The sequence below is a fragment of the Bradyrhizobium sp. OK095 genome (assembly GCF_900109945.1).
Classification (GTDB): Bacteria; Pseudomonadota; Alphaproteobacteria; order Rhizobiales; family Xanthobacteraceae; genus Bradyrhizobium.
Genome location: NZ_FOBX01000002.1, coordinates 256,033 through 279,553, shown reverse-complemented (window position 1 = coordinate 279,553; position 23,521 = coordinate 256,033). Strand labels below are relative to the sequence as shown.

At 64.4% G+C, this 23,521-nt stretch carries 7 protein-coding genes; 3 read left to right on the top strand and 4 right to left on the bottom strand.

Features of this window, described 5'->3' with window-relative positions; all coding sequences use genetic code 11:
• Positions 1–116 precede the first annotated feature (116 nt).
• Entirely contained in the window at positions 117–1,028 is a 912-nt protein-coding gene (locus BMW89_RS06325; protein WP_092023832.1) for a LysR family transcriptional regulator, read from the top strand.
• 232 nt (positions 1,029–1,260) lie between these two features.
• Here BMW89_RS06325 and BMW89_RS38680 read toward each other — a convergent pair whose 3' ends face one another.
• From BMW89_RS38680 to BMW89_RS06315, 4 genes are all read right to left on the bottom strand, one after another.
• Positions 1,261–1,497 (bottom strand): DUF6719 family protein, encoded by a 237-nt coding sequence (locus BMW89_RS38680; RefSeq protein WP_502686383.1) that lies wholly within the window; start codon positions 1,495–1,497, stop codon positions 1,261–1,263.
• 71 nt (positions 1,498–1,568) lie between these two features.
• Positions 1,569–1,766, bottom strand: coding sequence for a hypothetical protein (locus BMW89_RS37240; RefSeq protein WP_143062721.1), 198 nt, complete (start codon positions 1,764–1,766; stop codon positions 1,569–1,571).
• Between the two features lie 235 nt (positions 1,767–2,001).
• Positions 2,002–4,695, bottom strand: a complete 2,694-nt coding sequence (locus BMW89_RS06320) for a hybrid sensor histidine kinase/response regulator (protein WP_092023831.1) — start codon at positions 4,693–4,695, stop codon at positions 2,002–2,004.
• A complete protein-coding gene (locus BMW89_RS06315; RefSeq protein ID WP_177195866.1) occupies positions 4,692–5,735 on the bottom strand; it encodes an ABC transporter substrate-binding protein in 1,044 nt (347 codons plus the stop codon). Before BMW89_RS06315 ends, BMW89_RS06320 begins: the two co-directional genes overlap by 4 nt.
• A gap of 292 nt (positions 5,736–6,027) precedes the next feature.
• Between BMW89_RS06315 and BMW89_RS06310 the strand changes: the two genes are divergently transcribed.
• Positions 6,028–6,780, top strand: a complete 753-nt coding sequence (locus BMW89_RS06310) for a hypothetical protein (RefSeq protein WP_092023829.1) — start codon at positions 6,028–6,030, stop codon at positions 6,778–6,780.
• A gap of 72 nt (positions 6,781–6,852) precedes the next feature.
• The gene (locus tag BMW89_RS06305; protein ID WP_092023828.1) at positions 6,853–23,514 is read left to right on the top strand and encodes a leukotoxin LktA family filamentous adhesin; all 16,662 of its coding nucleotides are present in this window, start codon (positions 6,853–6,855) and stop codon (positions 23,512–23,514) included.
• Positions 23,515–23,521: the final 7 nt, after the last annotated feature.

Here is a 23,521-nt window from a genome sequence, read left to right as displayed (position 1 = left end):
TTAGGGGAGCGGTCTTGCTCTCTAACCGGAAGTATCGTTCCGCTTTGGATTGGAGACAATCCATGCAAATATGACGTCTATGTCTACGATTTGGAAACAATCGCTGGGGCCGGTCCTTGGATAAGGTGTCGAGCCTCCGGGCGTTCGTAAAAGTGGTCGAAAGCGGCAGTTTTGCCGAAGCCGGGCGGCAGTTGCGGCTGTCGCGCTCGGCAATCAGCAAATACATCGCCGACCTCGAGGAGAGCCTCGGCGTCCAGCTGCTGAACCGGACCACCCGCCACGCCAGCCCAACCGAGAACGGCCAGCGCTATTTCGAGCGTGCGGTCGTGATCCTTTCGGAGATCGAGGCAGCTGACCAGGCGGTGACGCAAGGCCAGTCCGCGCCGCGGGGGCTGCTGCGCGTCAACGCGCCGATGTCGTTCGGCACGATGCGGCTAGGTCCCGTGCTCGCAGACTTCATGGCGCGCTATCCCGAGCTTCAGCTCCAGATCGTGCTCAGCGACGATCTGCTCGATCCCGTCCAGGACGGTTTTGACGTGACGCTGCGGATCGCCGAATTGGAGTCCTCGAGCCTGATCGCGCGAAAAATCATGCCGGTGGCACGCATGATCTGTGCTTCGCCCGATTATCTCGCGCGTCACGGCACGCCAAAACATCCGCAGGATCTGCGCGAGCACACTTCGCTAACCTACGGTTTTCTGCTCACCGGCAATCAGTGGAAGCTCACAGGTAGCGACGGCGATCACTGGATCCAGCCGGCCTGGTCGCTCTGCGTCAACAATGCCGAAGTGCTGCGCGACGTCGCGATCATGGGCAGGGGGCTCGCGCTGCTCCCGGAGTTCATCGCCGCCGATGCCTTGCGAAAGAGCGAGCTGCGTACGGTGCTGGACAAGTATTCTGCGCCGCCGCTCGCGCTCTACGCGGTCTATCCGCCGACGCGGCATTTGTCGGTGAAGGTGCGGCTGTTCATTGATTTTCTGGTGGAGCGGTTTGGGCGTGAGGAGGAGGCGGGCGCGCGGATGCGCTGAGGACTGGGCACGACTTGTCAACCGGTCAGCTTGCCGACGTCTGCTTGCCCCCGAACAGCCGCCGAGAAGCGACCCGTGCGACGATTTCGGGCCAGACGCAGACGCTCCAGCTCCCATGCCAAAGACTGCCTAGAAACGCTAGCCGTTGTCGGGGTCGATCAATTGGCCTCAGCAACACATCGCGAAATGATTGCCAAAGAAGTTGCCCCTGATGCAGCCCTTCAGCTGTTGGCTACGGCTTCTTGATGCAAGTTCTTTTTCGAGCAGAGCCCTTTTGCGATTTCCCCGTAGCCATGTTGATATCGCTGCCACCGGTCACTTTCTTGATCTTACCCGGTCCACAGGTACCGTCATCCACGAGGACGCTCTGACCAGCCGGAAGGGTACCCGGCGCCGGCTCAGAAGTAAGTTGAGCGCGCGCGGACGTTGCGATCAACAGGATAGCCGTAGCGAGAAGGAGCTTCTTCATTTTCAATCAGCTCCAGGTTGAAACAAAAATACCATATCAAATGATCAGTTCCGGTAAACCCATCTGTCAGATCAATTGTCACATTTGTTGGGATTGGCGCTGCACCAGCGGCTGGCCGCTGCGCTGTCCCACCCGCGAGCTTTGTTGATTGAAACACATTGGTCGTAAGTACATGTTTTAACTTTAGGAGGCGCGCTGCTTGTTTTTTGCGCGAAAGCTTGCCCGCTCAGGGCAAGCCCGGTGATAAAGATCAATGCAATGAGCCGCATGAAAAAATCCTCTCTTAAATGTCGTGGCAGAGCTAGCTATTGAGGTGCCCGTCCTCTGCGCGTTTTTGTGGACTTAATTTTTCTCAGACCAGCCGTACTATTAGCAATGCCATATCTACATTGATCGTAGCAGGCTTGAAACCGAGAATTTGGATTCACTTGCAATTGCTGGACCGTGCCTCCGCAGCCGCTGGGAGCCAAATCCGGGCGGCTCGGCAACTCGGTCTGAGCCTCCCTAGCTGACCGAACTCTGCTCCGCAGGCCGGAGCAATTTGTCCAATGCGCTCATCGACGTCCTCTGAAGCGCGGCTAGCTCGCGCGCGGCGCTCTGGCACTCGGGCAGGGACATCGAGGGCGCTGCCAGCTCGACCTCGCGGCAGCGCTCGAACAAGCGGACGAGGCCGAGTGCGCCGGCGGCGCTGCCGAGCTGATGGGGCAACCGCGCGAGCTGCTTGTGATCGCCAATTACCGCGGCCTTGGCGATGTCCTCGATCAGTCTGTCGCTCGTCTCCTGCAGCAAACGATGCAGCTTTGCGATTTGCACTGGTCCCAGGAGTTCTTTCTGGTCGTCGAGGAAATGCCGGTCGATCAACGCGCCTGCCGCGAGCTGCATTGCTGTCGACTCGTCCTGCGGATCGTCCTCGATCGCCTCGCGAAGGGCGTTGATCAGGATCGGCTTGCTGACGACCTTGGCGATCCCTGCGCCGGCGAGCCGCTCGCGCGCGCTCGGCGACGCGTCGGCCGTCACGGCGATGATGCGCGGCATCCTTGGCAGATCGAGCTTGCCGATCCGCGACGCTGCCTCCACGCCGTCCATGTCTGGCATGTGCAGATCCATCAGGATGATGTCGAACGCCTGATCGCGGGCAAGCGCGACAGCCGATGCGCCATTCCTGGCGATGGTGGGGTGGTGACCGAGCCGGTTCAGAATGGCTTCACCGACCTCGCAATTGACGGGATCGTCGTCGACCAGCAGCACACGGAGCTGCCGCGACGGTGGCGGAATCGCACCTTGCGCGAGACGGCTCGCCGCGCGGCCGAGCGGCACCTGGAGCGTGAAAATGCTGCCCGCGCCCGGCGTGCTCTCCACCGTCAGCTCGCCGCGCATCAGGCGCGTGAGGCGCCGCGCGATCGCGAGGCCGAGGCCAGTGCCGCCGAATCGCCGCGCGATGCTGTCGTCGGCCTGGACGAAATCCTCAAAAATTCGCTCGTGCATGTCGGGTGCGATGCCGATGCCGGTATCGCGGATTGTGATGCGCAGCAGGATATGATCGTCGTGCTGCTCCGCCGTCGCCTTCAGGGCGATCCCGCCGCGCGGGGTGAACTTGATCGCATTGCCGATCAGATTGAGCAGGATGCGGTTGAGCCTGACAGGATCGCCGTGCACGGAGGTGTTGACGGTCGTATCGCAGGCGAGCTCGAATGTCAGTCCTTTGCCGAAGGCTTGCGGGCGCATCAGGTCGGCGGCGGTCTCGATCAATTGGTCGAGATGGAAGTCGCGCGTCTCCAGCGTTTCGGTGCTGGCTTCCAGGCGGGCATATTCGAGGATGGCATCGACCAGTGCGATCAGCGTTTCGCCAGATGCCGCGGCGGTCGCGAGGTGGCGGCGCTGCGCCTCGCCGAGGCTGCCGTCGTCCAGCAATTGCAGCACGCCCATGACGCCGTTCAGCGGTGTGCGCAGCTCGTGGCTGACGACGGCGAGGAAGCGCGACTTGGTTTCGTTGGCCAGCACGGCGGCTCTGCGTGCGCGCTCGGCTGAGTCATGCTCGGCAAGGGCGTGATCGCGTGTCTTCTCGAGCTCGGAAGTCCGCTCGATCACCTTGCGTTCGAGCGTCGCATAGGAGTCGCGCAAATGCGCGGCCATCCGGTTGAACTGGTCGCCGAGCGCTTCCAGCTCGTCGCCGGTCTTGATCGCGAGCCGCAGGCCGAGGTCGCCGCTGCCGATCCGCCGGGCGCCCTGCGTCAGGATCTGGATCGGCACGGTCATGCGACGGCTGAGCCAGAGGGACACCAACACTGCGCAGACCAGCAGGGCGACCAGGAGAAACGTCGAGCGGCCGATCGAGGCGTAGATCGGCGCGTAGGCTTCGCTGAGCGGGAGCTCGACGAACACCAGCCAGCCGAGCGATGGTACGGTCGCATAGGTCGAGAGCACGCGCTGACCTGAAAAATCCTCCTTGACGAGGCCGCCTGCGGGCGGCCCCACGCCATCGAGCGCGGCGCGGACGTCGGGATGCGCGGAGAGATCGCTGCGGCGCAACGCCGGCCACAGATCGGGATGAGCGATCAACAGGCCCATGCGATCGACCACATAGGCCTTGCCGGTGTTGCCAACCCTGATCCCGGCGACGAGGTCCCAGATGAAACGCAGATTGACCTCGGCGACAACCACATTGGGATTGCGGCCGCCACTGCGCGCGGCGAGCGTCATGAACGGTTCGGTGTCGCCAGAGAAGTAGACCGGCCCGTAATAGGTCCGGCTTTCGTTGGCGCCGCGGAAGGCCGGCGAGGCGGAAAGGTCGGCGTTGCTGCCGATCCTGTCCGCGACACGGCGCGACACGCGCAACTGTTCGCGGCCCTGCGAGTCGATCTCGATAATTTCCGCGATTGCAGGCGAGAGGCGCAGCAGGCGGATGGCGTTCAGCCGCTCGTCTTCATGGGTCGACAACTCCGGAGGCAGGCGCGAGAGCCATCTGATCTGGGTCTCGATCTGGCTGATGAACTGGCCGATCTGAATGGCCGCGGACGCAGCCTGTTCGCGCTGGGTTGCCGCCAGCAGCTGCTTCTGCTCGCGATAGGAGAACCAGACGTCGAAGCCGGTGTTGACGGCAAGCGCGGCAAAGGCGAGTGCGACGATCGAGTAGAGATATTTCCGGAACAGCCGGCCAGGAGGGGTCCGTAAATGTCCCTGGTCGACAGTTTCGTTCACTCGCGGATCTCGTCGGCGCGCGCGAGCAGTGTGAACGGGATCGTCAATCCGAGCGCGTTGGCAACGGTGCGGTTGATCAGGAGCTCGTATTTGCGCGGCGATTGCACCGGGAGGTCGCCGGCCTTGGTGCCGCGCAGGATCAGATCGACATAATCGGCCGAGCGCACCTCCAGCGTCGGCCCGTAGCTCATCAGCCCGCCCGCATCCATGAAGTAGTGGAACGGATAGATCATCGGGACGCTGTATTTCGCTGTGGTGGCTACGATTGCCTGCCGGTTGACGACCAGAAAGCTGTCGACGAGTGAGATCATTGCGGCCTTCGGTGATTCGGAAAATCGGCTGATCGCCCGGTCGATGTCGGCTGCCGTGCTGACCGGCGCGAGGACCACGGTGACCCCGGATGCCGCGGCCTCCTGCTCGATGGAGTCGAGGTAGAAGCGCCCGGCGCGGGGCGTGCTCGCCGGATTGAACAGGACGCCAACGCGCGCGATATCCGGCACAGCCTCCCGGATGAGCTGAAGCCATTTGCCGCCCATCTCTGCGGTGCTGCTGGTGAAGCCGGTGACGTTGCCGCCGGGATGCGCGAGGCTTTCGACGAAGCCATTGCCGACAGGGTCGTTGGAGGTCGCGAAAACGATCGGGATCGTCTTGGTGGCCGCCATGACGGCCGCGGTTTCGCCGGTCGAGCCGGTCAGGATGACGTCGGGCTTGAGATCGATGAGCTCCTGCACCGCGGCTTTCAATTTGTCCGGTCCGCCGAAACTCGAACGGATTTCGAAGTGGTAGTTGACTCCCTCGACCCAGCCTCGCTGCCTCAAGCCAGCGATGAGTCCACCAAGGCGAGTGGTTGCACTCTCGGTCATGCTCCTTCTGGTTAGTTCGTCGTCGAGCGGCAATGCCGTCAACGAGGCGACGATCCGGACGCGATCCGACGTTGCGCCTAGCGTCAGCCATGCCGCCGCGGTTGCGCCGGCAAGGCGAATGAAATCGCGGCGGTCAACCGCCGACGCAGCGCGGGCAGAAGCGGTCCGCTTGATCATGAAATATTTCGCAAAAATTGTCCCTGGCGTGTGCATAACGCGAAAGCCTGACGACCACAATTGATGAAAAAATGCGCTTATGAATGTTCATTCGCAGCATTCGGCAGCCCGGTACCGTATTCCTGTGCGGCCAGGGAGTCGCTGTTTCGAGCTTTGTCTGTTCCGTGACGCTTTGTAACGCCTTGCAGCGTTGCAACAATTTCCGTCCCGGTTACGAGGACGACTCGGAGACGTCAAGTTCGTAGCTGTTGTTTTTTGAAGCGTTGTTTCAGAATTGTTTCGAAGGTTTTCGATGCGCAAAATCTATCTCGTGCCGGCTCTCGTCGGCCTCTTCACATCCATTGTAGCCGGGCCGCTTGCAGCTCAGAGCGCCGTTCCGAAACAAAAGGCTGCGCCTGCACCCAGAGCCGCAGCTGCCGGTACGGCGCCTGCTGCCGCCGGTGCGCCGGTCGCTGCTGCGACCGAGGCGCCGACCGCCGGTGCGGACGACAAGACGACCAAGGCGATCGATGGTTTCCGCTCCGCCAAGTTCGGCATGAGCGATGCCGACGCCCGCGCGGCGATGATCAAGGACTTCAACGCCAAGCCCGACGCGATCAGGGCCCAGGACAACGCATCCGAACTGACGCACAGCCTGCTGCTTTCCGTTCCCGAGCTGCTGCCGAACGGCGGCACCGCCGAACTCTCCTACGTGTTCGGCTACAAGTCCAAGTCGCTGATCCAGATCGGCGCGGTCTGGTCGAAGGCGACCGATGCGGCGATCACGCCGGAGAAGCTGTTCTCCAACGCCAACATCCTGCGCGCCCATTTCATGGGCGAAGGCTTCAAGCCCGACTCCATCGCGGTCAACATGCCCGTCGCCGGCGGCATCGTGATGTTCCGCGGCAGCGATGCCAAGGATCGCTCGGTGATCCTGCTGCTCCAGGGCACGTTCGAGAACAAGGAGAACAACCAGCGTGTGCTGACACCCACCAGCCTGCTGCTGTTCTACGTAGCCGACGCCAAGAGCCCCGACATCTTCAAGCTGCCGCCCGGCCAGTTCTGATGCCGGACGCCTTCTACGACATTCTCCCACCCGGTTGTGGATCGGCGCCAATGCCGATGAAGAGGATCTGAAATGCGCGGGCCATCTGCGAGGCGAGACGATGCCGAGCTGACGACGCTGCGGGGGCTGGCACGCTTCCGTTCGATGTCGCTGCTCTGCGCCATGCAGATGGTCTTCCTGCCGGTGTTCAGCGTTCGCCTTCAGGCGCAGACCGTGAACGTGATCACGCCGGACGGCCGCACCGGGACCAGCCTGCAGACCTCCGGCAGCGTCACCAACGTCATGACGTCGACGGTCTCGGGCAACAACGCCTTCAATTCGTTCTCGCAGTTCAGCGTCGGGCAGGGCAACACCGTCAATCTGCAACTGCCGACGGGGACGCAAAACCTCGTCAACATCGTTCGCGACGCGCCGGTCTACGTCAACGGCACGCTGAACTCCTACATGAACGGTGCGATCGGCGGTAACGTCTATTTCGCCGATCCCAAGGGGTTTGTCGTCGGCCGTTCCGGTACGGTGAACGTCGGCAGCCTCAACGTCTCGACGCCGACGCGCGAGTTCACCGACAGCCTGATCGGCCCGGGAGGGGCGATCAACGGCACGGCGGTCGGCAACCTCATGGCCGGCTCGTTCCCGGTCTCGCCGGACGGTAACATCCGCATCTACGGTCGGGTCAACGCCATCGATGGCGTGCGCCTGACGGGGCAGAACGTCTTTGTCGGCGGCGCCACCCAGCGCGACATCGCCAATCTCGATCACGCCGCGAAGTTTGCGGCCTCCGTCAACTCCAAGGGCCTGCGCAGCGCCAGCGCCATCACCGTCAGCAACGGCTCGATCCATATCGGCGCCGTCAACAACGCCAGGGTCAACGGGCGCCTGACCGCGCAAAGCAAGACCTCGACGCCGAGCAACATCACGGTGCAGGCCGGCAACAACGTCGAGGTCGGCAAGAACGCCAGGCTCAACATTGCGAGCACGACCGGAGATGCCGGCGAGATCCGCCTGAAGGCGGCTCAGAACCTGACCGTCGCGGGCGGGGCCAAGTTCGACGCCAGCGCGAAGACAGGCAATGCGGGCCTGGTCGATTTCAGCGCGAACGGCATCATCGACATCGGCCAAGGCATCAAGGTCAACCTCAGCGCGGACAGCGGCAAGGCCGGCACGCTGCTGATCGACCCGACAGACGTGGTCGTCGGCGATACGGCCCTGGGCGACGCCGGGGTGACGCTGTCGAACAGCTCCATCGTGAATGCGCTCGCCGGGCTCAGCGCCGGTGCCGATTACCTCATCCAGGCCGATCATTCCATCACGCTTGCCGCGCATGCGGTGATCGATGCCCGCCGTCTCGATGGCTCCGGCCACTCGACCGGCAACGCCAACAACGTCATCATCGACGCGCCGAACATCGAGATCATGAACGGTGCGCAGATCCTGGCCCAGTCGGTCAATTTCGGCGGGACCAGTTACGCCGACGGCAATGTGACGCTGAGGGCAATTGCGAGTGACATCAGGCTGTCCGGCCAGGCCACCGCCGCGACGTCGATCATCGTCGACGGCAAGATCACAGGCGGCATCATCTCGATCAGTGCAACGTCGACGGCCGTGTCGAGTTTCCTGGACGGTTCTGCGGCCGGTGATTTCGCGCTTGTCGGCTCGACGCTTGCCGCTTCGCTGCTCGGGCTCAATGGCGGCTATGTCGCGGCAAGTGCCACGGCGACCATCAACATCAACAGCCATGCCGACATCAACGGCCGCGGCGACGTCACCATTTCCGCGCACACCTCGGAGACCGCGTCCGACCCGGCGGTCGCCACCACCTTGCTTGGCAGCCTCACGCCGGTCGCGGCCGGTGTCGTCGTCGGCAAGATCGACGGCAATGTCACGACCAACGTGGCCTCGGGCGCGACGATCAACGCAGGCGGCAACCTCGAGATCAAGGCGCTCAACGATGCGACCATCGCCGTCTCTGCCGTTGCAGCGTCGACGAGCGCGCAAATCGTCCCGACGGTGGCCTATTCCACGGGATCGGTGACGACGACCGCTAACGTCGCGACCGGCGCGCATATCGCGGCAGGCCTGGTAAACGCGACCGGCAACACCCTGAAGGTGCGCGCGATCAACAACAACTCGTTCTCGACCGGCGCAACGTCGGTTGCGGCGAGCGGGACAGGGGCGAGCGGTGCGGTTGGCGGGGCGTTCGCCATCAGCGATATCACGACGTCCGCGACCGCAACGCTCGGCGCATCGCTCGGAACCGGTGCTGGCAGCCGCATGAACGGCTCCGTTCTGGTTGAAGCGACGTCCGATACCACGAGCAATTCCACGATGGCTTCGGCCATCGCCGGCCTGCCGGCGCTGGTCGCAGCGATCGAAAGAGGTCTGGTCGCCGTCAGCTCGCCGACGTCCATCATCAGGGACCACATGGGCTCGCTGGTGCCGCTGAGCTTCGATTTCAAGGTCGCGGGCGCGCTTTCGCTCGCCAACAGCACCCAGAGCGCGACCGCTGCGATCGCGCAAAATCCGAGCGGCGGCGCGCCGAGCATCTATGCCAGCGGCAACGTCGCCGTCGCCAGCAACGTCATCGATCGCGGCGTTCGCAGCAATGCGACGTCCAGCGCGATCACGAAGGACGTGGTGTCCGGCGAGGGGACGGCGATCAGCGCGGCCGTCGCCTGGGGCAATTTCACCCACAATTCGAACGCCTATGTCGGCGACGGGACCGTGATCAACGCGGCGAATATCGCTGTCGATGCCACCACCGAATTGCCGATCACCAACACCTGGCTGAAGTGGGATGGACTGGGGGCGGTGCTGAGCCACCTCAACGGCAGTCTCGGCGTCGGCGGCAACATCCTGACCAGCTACGCCAATGCCACGGCGGACGCCGGCGACACGATCGGCATCTCCGGCTCGCTGAACCATTTCGTCGTCAACAACAACACGACGGCGTGGGTGGCCGGTTCTGCCAGCCTGACCGCGACCTGCACGAGCGCGACATGCGGCAGCAGCTGGTCGGCAGGGATGGACAATGGCGACGTCCACACCTACGACGCCAGCATCCAGATTGCGGCGACGACGACCACGGCGTCGATCGACGCTGCCGGCAATGTCGGCACGCTTGGCTTCCTGCCCGGCAACACGTCGGGTGGCTCGTCGATCGGCGGCGCGCTCAATCTCGTCCAGTTCAACACCAACACCATCGCCGGCGTTTCCGACCGCGCGACGCTGCGGGCGGCGGACGACATTGCGGTCAACGCGATCACCTCGGATCAGTTTGTCGCTGTCGCGCCGTCGTCCGGCAAGGCTTCCGGCGCGCTGGCGCTGAACGGCATCACCTCGCTCGGCTTCCTGAACAACACGACGCATGCGTCGATCTCGAACCAGGCTACCGTCTACGCCCCGACCGTCGGTATCCTGGCGCAGCAGGATCTGTCGGTCGTGACGTTGTCCGGCGCGATGAACTTCAATGGGAGCGGCGGTTCGGCGGTTGGATTGTCGGTTGCCTATCTGGGCGCAAATATCGACACCTCCGCGTATATCGGCGACAACCATTCCGACATCCGGCCCGGCGTGTTCAGCTCCAACGATCCGTTTGCCGGCACGAGCGGCGGAAGCGGTTCGGTCAACGTCGACAATCTCACGATCAGCGCGACCACCTCCGGGCGCATCACCGCAGCCGCCGTCGCTGCGGCAGTCTCCGATCCGGCGTCGTCCAATCTCTCCGACAAGGCGGGCGCCGCGGGCGCGGCCTCGACCGGAGGGGCCGCCGGCGTGACGACGGCCGCGAGCAAGATCAGTTCGAGCTCGGGGTCGAGCACCAGCGGCTTCAGCGTCGATCTCGCCGGAAGCTCGGCGGTGACCGACGTCTCGCTCGGCACCAGCGCCTATATCAAGAATACGACGGTCAACAAGTTCACCACGGCCAGCGCCGTGACGACCAATACGATCGTTCAGGCGCTCAACGACACCATGCTCAACAATGGTTCCGGCTCCGGGGCGCTCAATCTGGCCGGAGGGTCCGCTCAGGGGGCTGCTATCGGCGGCGCGATCGCGTCGGCGATGTCCAACAATGCGACGCTCGCCTACATCTACGGCACCGCCTTGAACAACCAGAGTTCGGTGACGGTGCAGGCGCTCAATGGCGGTTCGGAGACCGTCGTCGCCCTCGGTGTGGCCGGATCGAAATCCAATGCCGCGTCGCTATCGGCCTCGGTCGGCATCATCACAGACAGCGTCAACGCCTATATCGAGAGCTCGACGATCACGGGGCAGGCGAGCGGCGTCAACCGCGCGCTCGAGGTCGACGCCTACCAGACGACGAACATCGCGATCGGCGGCGGTTCGCTCTATATATCGGGCGGCCAGGCCGGCGTCGGCATCGGGCTGACCTATGCGTCGATCGCCGATCCCACGGGCGGCAATGCCACCGACGCGCACATCCGCAGCAGCTCGATCTCGAACTACGACACCCTGCTGGTGATGGCCGACAGCGCCAGCGTGATTGCGGCCGGCGCGGCCTCGGGCGGGGCAGGGTCCAACGGACTCGCCGGCGCGATCGTCGTCAGCGAGATTTCGCCCACCACGACGGCCTACATCAGCAGCAGCGCAACGGTGAACATCAACGTCGGTCGCGTGACGGTGCTGGCGGACAGCGGCGCGGTGTCGGCGCTGGATACGGCGCTCGGTAATCTCGTCAAGAAGTCGAACAACAATCATCTCGCCACGGATACCTGCACGGTCGCCGGCGGCACGGGCGGGCAGAACTGCATCGACTTCGGCGCTGCCGCGCTCAACGGAGGCACGGGTAACGGTCCGGGGGGCAGCATCATCTCCGTTGCCGGCATCATCCAGGCCGGCAAGAACAATGTCGGCGCCTCGATCATCTACGACACGATCGCAACGACGCATTCGGCCTATATCGCCAACGTCCTGATGACGGCCGGCAACAACGGCAATGTCAGCGTGAGCGCGGTCGATTCCTCGAAGATCCAGGCGGTCACGATCGGCTTCGGTCTGGCCACCGGACAGTTCGCCGGCGTCGGCGGCACCACCATCAGCAGCATCGCCAATACCGTCTCGGCGGCCATCGGCAACAGCCAGTCCAGCACGACGCAATCGTCCGTCACGGGCCGCAACATTTCCGTCTCCGCGACCGACAATTCCAGCATCACCGGAACCGCTGCCGTCGCGGGCGCGTCGACGCAGGGCAGCGCCGCGGGCCTGGCGCTCGTCTACAGCAGCATCGCCAACAACGTCAGCGCCGGCGTCACCGGCTCCAAGCTGATTGCATCGGGCAACGTCGCGGTCGGTGCGAACTCGAACGCCAGCATCTCGACGGTTGCAGTCGGTATCGCGATGTCCTCGCAGGTCGCGCTGGCCGGCTCGGTCGCCACCAATTTGATGGGAACCAACGTCACCGCCAGCATCACCGCCGCTGGCACCAACGGCATCAACGGCGCCGATGTCACCGCGACCAACAACGTCGCCGTGATCGCCGGCAACAACGACAAGGCAGGCGTATTCGCCGGCGCCGTGTCGATCAGCAAGGGGGCGGCCGGCGGCGCGGGCTCGCTGGTCACCAACCAGATCACCGGAGCCACGGCGGCCTATATCAGCGGAGCGAACACCAAGGTCGACGCGCTCGGAACCAGCTCGACCGACACGCTGTCGGTCAACAACGGCACGCTGGTCCATGCCTTCGATCTCGGCACCGCCCATGCGCCGAGCGACAGTACGCCAGATCTCTCGGAGAACCAGGACACTGTGCGTGGCCTTGCCGTCGTCGCGAGCTCGCACCAAGCGGTCACGGCCAATGTCGCTTCGTTGGCTGCCAGCAGCGGCATCGCCATCATGATCAACCCGATCACCAATGTCATGAGCGGGGGAACCCGAGCCTATATTGACAGCGCAGCCATCGACACGCGCCTGACCTCTTCGACGCTGGCGCCGCAGATCGAAGTCGCCGCGTCGAGCTTCTCTTATTCCGGCACGTTCGGCGCCGGCATCATCCCCCCCACCGGCAACGGCGGCGGTGGTGCGACCATCATCAGCACCACGATGTCGCGCGATACCTTCGCCACCATCACCAATGCCACGGTCGGCGGCGTCCAGTCGTCGAGCGCGACGGTCGGCGCGGTCACCGTGAAGGCCAATGCCGAACAGGATGCGTCCTCGGTCGCGATCGGATTCAACACCGGTTCGGTCGGGCTCAACGTCTTCCAGGCGACGACGGAAGCCTATGTCGATGGCGGCGCGCTGACGGCGTCGTCACTGACGGTGAACGCCACCAACAACACCGGCATCTTCTCCGCGAATGGCTCCGGCGCCTATGGCAGCCAGGCCGCCATAGGCGCGGCGTTCCTGGTCCAGGTCTCTTCGAACCGGACCGAGGCTTATGTCGGTGACGAGTTCCATTATCAGGGCAATGGCGCGGCGCATACGACCGCGATCAATCTGAGCGGCGCGCTCGACGTCGAGGCCAACACCAAGAACCGCTTCGAGGCCTATGCGATCGGCGGAGCGCTCTCGACCGGGACGGCCGCGATCGCGGGCATGGCGAACGTCGAGATCGCCAACAACACCACGATCGCTGGCGTCTACGACACCACACTGCAGTCGGCGACGGGCGGCGCAGCCGGAGCAGTGACCATCAACGCCAACGAGGACGTGGCGATCAAGGAGATCGCGGGTGCGCTCGCGATCGGCGCGAGCGGGGGAGGCGTCGGCATCGGCGCCGCCGCCAACGTCATTGTCTTCAAGAGCCAGACCATCGCGGAAAGCCGCAACAGCAACCTGAACTCAACAGGCGCGATTAATGTCGGCGCGCTCAGCACCAAGGAAGTGCTGTCCTACGCGGTGACGGCAGGCATCGGCGGCAGCGTCGGCATCGGCGCGACCGTCGGCGTCATCATCATCGGCACCAACACCGCCGACGCCGACACGCAGGGGCAGCAGACCGGCCAGCTCAATCAGGGCGGCAACGGCACCATCGCGTCGGTGAACAACGGAACCAACAATACGCACGGCAGCGACGCGGTCGCCAGCGGGACCGCTGGCAATCCGAACGGTGCGAACGTGACGTCGACCTACGATGTCTCCAGCGTCCTGTCCGGCGGCAATGACGCCGTCGTTGCGCAGATCGCGGGCGGCAACGTCACCGGCACGCAGGTCAATGTCGTGGCCACCAGCGCCAACGCGGCCAAGATGTATCTGCTCGGCGCCGGCTTTGCGAAGAATGTCGGGATCGGCGCCGGCATTGGCTACACCAGCGTCAACAGCACCGTGCTCGCCAATCTGAGCGGCTACGGGCGCAACGGATCCGGGGTTTTGGAAGCCGCGGATACGCCCTTGGTCGTCTCGGCGCCGTCCGTCACTGTTGCGGCGGTCGTCAAGGACGCCAGCACCGGACCTTATGCCGGCAAGACCATCGACACCGAGGCGATCGCCGGCGGTGCGGCGCTTTACTTCGGTGCCGACGCAGCCGTGGCGGTCGGCAATGTCTCCAACTCCGTGGTGGCCCTGCTCGGCGGCCAGATCACCGGCACGGGCGGCACTGGCGCCGCCGTCATGGCGCTGGATTCGACGACCCAGGTCGTCTTCACCGGCGGCGTCACCGGCGGTGCCGTGGCTGTCGGTGCTTCAGTCGCAACGGCCAGCCGAACGAGCTCGGTCGCAGCGAGGGTGCTGAACGGCGCCACCGTCAACACGTCGACACTGGCGGTCGGCGCATCCGGCGCCGGCACCCTGACCACGACGGCAACGGCGCTCGGCGGCGGTATCGTCGCCGGCGTCGGTGCGGATGCGGAGGCCCACGAGAACTCGTCCGTGTTGGCGGAGATCGGCAGCAGTGCCTCGATCACGACGTCCGCGACGGACGTCGGCACACTGGTATCGGCGTCGATCACGCCCAATCTGTCGAGCAGCGCGATCGGCGTTTCGGTCGGCGGCGCTGCCGTCGGCATCGCCATTGCGAAATCCACGGTCGGCGCCACTGTGACGGCCGATGTCGGCGACAACGTCATCTTCGCGGGCGGTGCGCTCGCCGTGACCGCCATGGCGCTGGTCCCGACCAGCGGCACGACGACCTACGCCTGGGCGCTCGCCGGCGGCGGCGGCTCGCTGATCGGCGCGCAAGGCAGTCTGGCCCAGGCGTCCGAGAACGCGACGGTGAGCGCCTATGGCGGGACGGGGATCACGCTTCCCAACGCCAACGTCACCATCGCGGCTGAAAACGACAGCGCCCAATATGCCGAGGCGACCGGTCTCTCGACCGGGTTCCTGGCGCTCGGCGCCACCGTCGCACAGACGTCGTCGAACGCGCACACCTATGCCTATCTGGGCGCGCCTGCCGACATGGATAACCTGAACCACGAGAGCTACACGGGTATCCTTCGGATCACGGCGACCGGCACCGATACCAATGTCTCCAACGCGACGGTCGGCGCGGGCGGTACCTATGCCGGCGCGGCGGCGGTCGCCACCACCAGCTCGACCGCCGTCACCAACGCGCGGTTCGACGGCGGCACGGCGGATGACACGCTCTATTTCGGCGGCCTCCGCATCAATGCCATCCACACGACGAATTATGCCGCGAGTGGCGATGCCTATCAGGCGTCAACGGCCGGCGTCTCGGCCGGCAACGCGCAGAACGACGTCGACTCGACCACCACTGCCGAGATCGGAACGCACCTGATCATCAATTCGGCGGGCGGCAACATGGTCGTTATCTCCAACGACATTGTCAATCAGGGCGGTGGCGGCGCGCGTTCGGGCTCCGGCGGTTCGTTCTCGGGCGCTGCCGCGCTCAGCGACTCCCATGTCACCCAGACCGTCAACACCAATATCGGCGCCGGCACGGTGCTGAGCCTGAATGACGATCCGCGGACGTCGACGGCGGTCATCAACATCGAGGCCTACAACACGCTGAACACCAACGATACGGCGAGTCTCGCCACGGCCAGCTTGTTCGCCGGCGGCGGCGCCGAATCCAACATGACGGCGAACGCCACGCTCGCGGTCAACATCAATGCCCGCGAGCTGTTCAGCGCCGGCAAGATCTACATCGGCACGGCCGCGAAGATGGCGGCGGCGAACAACGCCAATGCCAGCCTCTATGGCGCGATCGCGGGTGTCGGTGCCAGCACCAACAGCTGGGTCCACGCCAACCAGTCTGTCAATGTCGGCGCCGGCGCGAAGATCGCGGCCTGGCGCGACATCAACATCTATGCGGGCCTCGCCGGCGATGGCTCCGTCTTCAGCAGCGTGCAGGCGACGGCGACGACGGTGGTCTACAACAACACCGTCGTTCCGATCTCCACGCTCTACCGCGGCACGGCCAATGCCGACGACACCACGAGCCTGACGCTGGCCTCCACCTCGAGCGTGCTCGGCGCACGCGACATCTACCTCGGCGCGACGCAGGGGCAGGTCACGGCGGCCGGCAACGGCAGCAACTACAATCCGTATCTGGATATCTTCAGCGCCAAGAACAGCGACAACCACAGCCACACCAGCGGAACCGGCGATGTCGCGCTCAATGGCCTGGTCGTGGCCGGCGTCAACAACGATTTGACCGTCACGATCGAGCTCGGTGCGACAGCGCCGACGTTGAGCACCACCAGCCCCTATTCGTTACTAATGAACTGCTCTTCTTCGCTACCAACGAACTGCTCTTCATCGCCCCTCGAACTCGTCTCCGACGTCAATCACTTCAGCCCGGTGATGAGCTGGAACCACCAGACGGTCCAGTACGCCGTCGTCGGCAACTTCAATCCCTACCAGTTGGTGGTCAACCAGCTGGCGACACTGACCGGCCTGACCGCAGCGCAGATCCGCTCACAGCTCGCGGCGGCGACGCCCACGGCGCCCGCCAGCATGTCGCCGTCCGGTACCGATTCGACCGGCGATATCCAGCGCCAGATCGATACGTTGATCAAGCAGGCGCCATTTACCTCCGATGCGCCCGGCAACGCCTTTGCGTTCGGCGACATCATGGTGTCTGCCGGCAACGTCTCGATCCTGGCCCAGCAGCTCACCGGCAACAGCGGCACGAATCCCGCGGCGCCGGCTGTCATCGCCCGCAGCTCGCCCTTGATCAAGATCGAGAACCGGGGCCTCGACTTCATGAGCCTGGGCAATCTCACGGTCACCGATGTGACCGGCGGAAACATCACCTATCGCCAGATCGATCATGTCGACCCGGATTCGCATTCCAATGTGACCTTCACCGCGATGCCGAGCGCGACGCCGTTGATCGACGTCTCGGCAACCTACAATCGCCTGGATCCCGACAGCGGTCAGGGCATCGACCAAAACGGCAACGTGCTGACCCGCACGCCCGACATCTATTTCAACGGCGCCGTCAACAACGCGAACGGCCTGCTCAAGATCATCAACAATCTCGGCAGTGTCGTCGCGTCGCAGTCACTCAGCGCCGCGACCGTCCAGATCGTGGTGCCCAAAGGCACGTTCACCTTCCTCGGCGGGATCGGGAGCTCCTACGACAGCAGCAGCGCGGTCACTTCGCAATGGGCCACCACCGAAGACAGGCCGGAGGACGCGCTGACGGCGGTGATGACGGCGGCGACCTATCTCGGCGCCTACGGCGACTACAACAGCGCTCCGCATATCGGAGATGGAGCCGGTCACCCGTATTTTTATTACTGCTGCGTCAACGGCAGTACCGGCGTGTATCAACCGGTCTCCGGCGCCGACGCCAGCACGATCTTCACCGCGCGCATGCTGATGACGTACTACGACGGCGTCTCACTCTACTCGGCGATCTTCCTGCCGATGGGGCAGGGCGCGCCCGGCAACGGCAATCCCCAGGCCGGCAGCGTACCTGACGTCAACACCCTCAAGATCATCGAGGGTCAGCAGGACCTGCACAATATCGCGGTCGCGCCCTGGGAGAAAACGACTTATGACGGCCGGAACGTTTACACGGATAGCGGTCCGTACAAGACGCCGTTCAACTGCGACGGCTGCTCGGCCTTCTTCCAGGTCATCAACATCCAGCCGGATGCAATCACGCCGAAGACCGCGGATGCGCCGGCCACCGCGACAGCCAGCCGGACCATCAGCGGCCAGGCGGTCATCATCTCGGCGTCGGTGATCAACATCAACGGCACCATCCAGAGCGGCTCGAGCAGCAATTACTCGGTCAACATTGGTGCCGACGCGTTGCAACAGGTCACGAATCTCAAGAACAACAGCACCGCCTTTACCCTGGCCCAGGCCAACGCGCAGAACGGCAGCTATATCGACATTACAGGCACCAATCTGACGACGTCGGGCACCGGCGACGTCAAGATCGGGGTGAAGTACAACGCTCTCACCGACCAGTTCATCCTGAACAGCGTGGTGCAGGGCGCGGGCGGCTACGTCTATCTGAACGGCAAGATCATCTCGACCTCGACCGACAGCACCCAGACCCAGGGCAACATCGAGATCAAAGGCGGCGCCGGCACGATCACCGTCAACAACACGAGCGGGCTCCAGCTCGTCACCAACACCATCAACACCGGCGCCAGCGCCCAAAGCGTGGTCGAGATCGTCGATCAGCTCAAGGGGAAGACGACGTGGTGGGTCTACGATCCCAAGGCTGCGAGCAGCCAACAGGTGTCGAGGTACGAGATCAACAGCGTCACCGCGAACGCGATCGACCCTTCGATGCTTGCAGCCAGGACAGGTACGGCAGGCATCCAATACGCGACGAAGGAGAACATGCTCTATCAGTGGGTCGACACCGCGACGGTGGATCGCCCGACCAACAGCACGCAGTTCGACTACGGCTGGCAGTTCACGCCCAACCAGACCACCGGTGAGAATTGGACCCGCTCGATCAGCCTGGTTGAGGGCGTGCAGAGCAGCAACTACCAGAAAGTCACTACCGCCACCGGCAGCTATCACTGGGCGGCCGGCACGAATCCGGACGGAAGTCCCATCCCGCTCGGCACCCACCCCGACAAGTGCTGCGGCGCGGACGCCCAGTTCAACTGGTACCAGCAGATCTACGATCACCTGACGCTTACGCTGACCAATACGGTGAAGGCGTCGAACCCGATCAACGTCAAGTTCACCGGCGGCGGGAGCAGCGACGTCGTGGTCAATTCGACCTCCGGCATCGTCATCAACGGGTCGATCAACAACCTACAGGGCACGACGACGCTCTCCGCGACCGGCGCCAACTCGTCCATTACGGTCGCTGCCAATGCCAACAACCCGGTGGTTTCGGGCACGAGCGTGACGCTTTCGGCGGACGGCGGCATCGGCACGCTCGGCACCAACAAAGCTCCCGTGCAGGTGCAGATCTATGGCGGCAGCCTGACCGCCAGCTCGATCGACCGCGACATTGCGATCTCGGCCATCGGCGCGCTGTCGATCAACCAGGTCAAGGTGAATTCGGCGGGCGCTACGCCGCAAGGCAACGTCTTCCTCTCGGCGACCGGCGACATCAACTCGGCGTCCGCCTACAACGTCGCCAATCCGGTCGTGATCGGCAAGAACATCGAGATCAACTCCACCTCCGGTGCGATCGGCGCGACCAGCGCCGTCGTCAACGGCGCCTCCACCCTGACCAACATCAATCCGCTGGTGATCCAGGCGACCGGCACAGTCCAGGCCAACGGGACCGTCGATGGAGGTGTTCTCGATAGCGCCTCGGCGACTGGCACCTATATCATCCAGTCAAAGGGCGATCTGCGCCTCGGCACGATCCAGTCGACCGGCGGCCCGGTCTTCCTTGAGGCGGCCGGCTCAGACAACAACCCGGCCAGCATCCTGAACGGCCGGGCTGCGGTTGGTCTCACCACGGCGCAGAGCCAGCATCTCCAGAACGTCTGGACCAGCCTTGACCTGCTCAGCGGCAACGCCGCCACCAATGCAGTCAACAGCTACCAGTCCATGGTGACGTCGGCCTACAACGACTACTTCCAGCTCAAGAACATCGCGTTCACGAACGGCAGCACCTACAATCCGACCTCGGTGGGCCTGACGGTGCTGCGCGCGCAGGTGGCTGCCAAGCTCGGCATCGATCCCGCAAACGTCTCGACGACGCAGATGCAGGCCGAGGCCACGACGCGGTTCCTGCGGGATCAATTCCTGCTCGGCAAGATCACCACCGACGAGCTCAAAACCTCGCTGACGACATTGCTCGGCACAGCTCCCGCAGATCCGCTGGGGACCGTGTTCGGCAGTTCGCTGTCGTCAACCCTGTTCACGACGTTGTTCGACGGCGTTTCGACAGCCAATCAACGGATGCCGAGCAATACGGCGCTGCAAACGGCGCTCAATACCTACAACGCGAACTACAGCTACACGCTTGCGTCGACCGAGCGGGTCTACGGCATCATCACCGCGGGTTCGCAGTGGACGCAGAGCCAGCTCGCCTACACGGTGTCGTCGTCGGCCGTCGGCGCGGCACCGCCGCCGATCGACGAGAACGTCGTGGCCAATGTCAGCGCCAACCAGATCATGCTCTACGCGCCGCGCGGCTCGGTCGGTAATTCGGCTGCGCCCCAGACCTTCACCTTCACCAGCGTCGATTCCTCGTCGTTGACGCCGGATCAGAGGGGATTGCTCGCCACGGCCGGTCCCGGTCAGCTCACCGTCGGCGCGGTTACGGATCCGACGACCCATGTCACGACCTATACGGTCAGCCTGTCGCAGCAGAACCTCGTCGTTGTCGATAACCCGATCGCGATCTCGGCCAAGGCGCTGACGAACATCTATCTCGGCAGCAAGAACAGCCTCGCGCTCGGCGGCGTCACCGCGAATTACGGCCCGATCACGGCCGCGCAGGCCAACGGCATCGAGGTGACCGGCCGCGGCGACGTCAAGCTCGACGCCGTCACCAGCATCTCCGCCAATGTAGGCGGGGCCGTGATATCAGGTGATATCGGCAACCTGACCCTGATCGCCGAGCACGGCAATATCGGCGCCCCCGGGACCGCCGGAAGCAATCCCGCGACCAACCTGAACGCGATCCAGATCGCGTTCGCCGATCCGAGCAACGACCAGCTGGACCAGGTCTCGTCGGCGCAGGGCATCTATGTGAAGCAGACCACCGGCGATCTCATTCTCGGCAACATCTCCGCCGGCAATGCGATCCAGCTTGCCGCCACCGGCAGCATCTACGCCGAAACCGGCTTCACGGACCGTACCGCGATCCATATTCTGGGCGCCGATCTCGATCTGCGCGCGGGTGGCAACATCGGCTTCAACGGCTCGACCTTCCAGCCGCTGCAGGTGAACATCTCCGGCGCGGTGACAGGCTCGGCGGTCGGCGACCTCAGCATTCTCGCCGTCACCGGCGATCTCATGGTCGGCACCAGCGGTGCCTATGGGACGCTGACGGCCGGGGGCGCATTGACGCTGAATGTGGCGCGCGGCGCGCTCACCATCAATGCCGACATCACCAGCAATGGCCTGATGCAACTGCTCGCCAACCGCGGCATGACTTTCGCAGCCGGCACCAGCGCGGCGCCGGTGGTTGCGACCAGCAGCTCGGACGGTGTGACGCTGGTGGCCGCGACACTGTCGATGGGCGCCTATTCGGCCATCAACGCGGCCGGATTGATCTCGGTGACCACGACGGGCGATGCGACGATCGGCCAGCTGAATTCGTCGCTGTCCTATGCGGCGGCCTCGAACGCGCCCTCGATCATCGTTACCGCCGGCGGCGTCGCCTCGCTCGGCGCGATCATCGACAATGGCGACGGCCAGACCAAATTCGTCGCGTCCGGCACCGGCGCCGAGCTGTCGCTGAGTGGGTCGAACGGTATCGGCAGCGCCACGACCCGGCTTGACTTCAACGCCGCGCTGCTGACTGCAAGCGCGAGCGCCGGCGGCATCTATGTGAAGGCTCTCACCGACACCGAGGCGAGTCTGCTGTCGGCGGTGAAGGGCAGCGTGGACATCGTCGGCACCGGCGGGCTGACGCTCGACCAGGTGGTGGCGGGCACGGCGACCGGCGCAAGCGGCTCCTTCAGCGCCGTGGCTAACAATGGCAGCATCGTCATCGGCACGGCTGATAGCAGCGGCTCACAGACGGTGCATGCCAGCCAGAACGTGACGTTCAAGGCGCTGACGACGACCGGGAATAGCGGCGATGTCGGCAACGTCAACGTCACCGCCGACAACGGCTTCGTCCTGGCGCAGACGGTGATTTCGGGTGGCGCGACCACGCAGGGCTCGGTCTCGGCCAACGGCTCGGCGAGCCTCGTTGCGGCCACGACCATCACCGGCAGCACGCTCGCCGCCACGACCGGCTCGGGCCTGCTGACCGCGGCAGGTCCGATCAACTGGAACGTCCTCAATGTCGGGACGACGCTGGGCGCCACCGCGGGGCAGGGTAGCATCACCTTCCAGACCGCGCAGAGCGGCGGCACGCAGACCATCCACGCCCATGACAATGTGACGTTCAACGCGCTGACGGCGACCGGCACCAATGGCGATGCCGGCAGCATCAACGTCAATGCCGACAATGGCTTCATCCTGGCGCAGACCGTGATGGCTGGCGGCGTGCCGACGCTGGGCTCAGTCTCCGCCAACGGCTCGGCGAGGCTGATCGCCGCCGGGACGAATACCGGCCACAACCTCACGGCCTCCACCGGCAACGCCGTGCTGCAAGGTACGATCGTCAATTGGGATAATCTCAATGTCGGCGGTACGCTCGGCATCACCGCGACAGTAGGCGGGATCACGGTCGGCACCGCGGTCAGCGGAGGCTCGCAGACCCTGCACGCCGTCAACGACATCGCGTTCTCCCAGCTTACGACCACGGGTATCCCGGGCGATGCAGGCGACATCGACCTGCGCTCCGACGCGGGTGGGCTCCGGGGCGGATCGATCTCCGCCAACGGCAACACGCGCTTCAGTTCGGTGGGTCCGCTCTCGCTCGACCGGATCACCGGCGAGGTCGTCAAGCTGAGCTCGAGCGGCGATCTGACGATCCGCTCCATCACCGCGACGAAGGGGGTCAACCTCGCTGCGGCCACGATCAACGTCAACATCGAGCAGATCGGCTCGACGCCGCCAGTCCCGCTGGTCATCAACGTGACCGGCTCTGACGGCGGCCCCGCGACCTCAGCCAACATCTCGATCGACGCCCCCAACGTCATCTTCGACCAGTTCAAGGTGGTGGACGCCAACGTTCTGACCAATGCGCACGCGGTTGCGATCCTGAACGGCTATGTGCCCGGCCAGCTGATGTTGACCACGGCGACCCAGCAGGTGCTGCTCAACAACCGCACGCCGGCGCCGTCCAACTGGCCGACGCTCCAGCTTTACCAGCCGGGCGGCGTGTTCACGATGGCCCAGGTCGGCAACGCCAATGTCAGCAACGCCTATGTGGTGTTCTACACCGGCGATATCTCTGCGACCGTCACCAATTACGGGCCGGACCACAGCTGCTGCCTCGGCTTCACCGGCGCCAGCATGGTGCGCAACATCCCGGTCGACGGCGAGAGCCGCGCGAACATCGAGACCTGGCTCGCGAAGAAGGACGGCAGGATGTTCTACCTGCTCGGTCTCACCGGTCAGGCCCGGCTCGATGCGCTGCTGACGCCGCGGCCGGTTGAGACCATCGGCTCCGGTCCCGCCGTCAACATCGAGGGACTGATCGACACGCGCAAGCTGCGCCGTCAGGGCCAGCGTGCGGGTCGTGCGGGTTGGAAGGACGCGGCGGTTGAGACGGCGAAGCCGGCGGTCGGCCGTCTTGCACAGGCGTGGTAACGGGACC

Bases quoted from the DNA above. Each gene is read 5' to 3' on its own strand.
- BMW89_RS38680 (WP_502686383.1), bottom strand. From the start codon at position 1,497: ATGAAGAAGCTCCTTCTCGCTACGGCTATCCTGTTGATCGCAACGTCC.
- BMW89_RS37240 (WP_143062721.1), bottom strand. From the start codon at position 1,766: ATGCGGCTCATTGCATTGATCTTTATCACCGGGCTTGCCCTGAGCGGG.
- BMW89_RS06315 (WP_177195866.1), bottom strand. From the start codon at position 5,735: ATGATCAAGCGGACCGCTTCTGCCCGCGCTGCGTCGGCGGTTGACCGC.
- BMW89_RS06310 (WP_092023829.1), top strand. From the start codon at position 6,028: ATGCGCAAAATCTATCTCGTGCCGGCTCTCGTCGGCCTCTTCACATCC.
- BMW89_RS06305 (WP_092023828.1), top strand. From the start codon at position 6,853: ATGCGCGGGCCATCTGCGAGGCGAGACGATGCCGAGCTGACGACGCTG.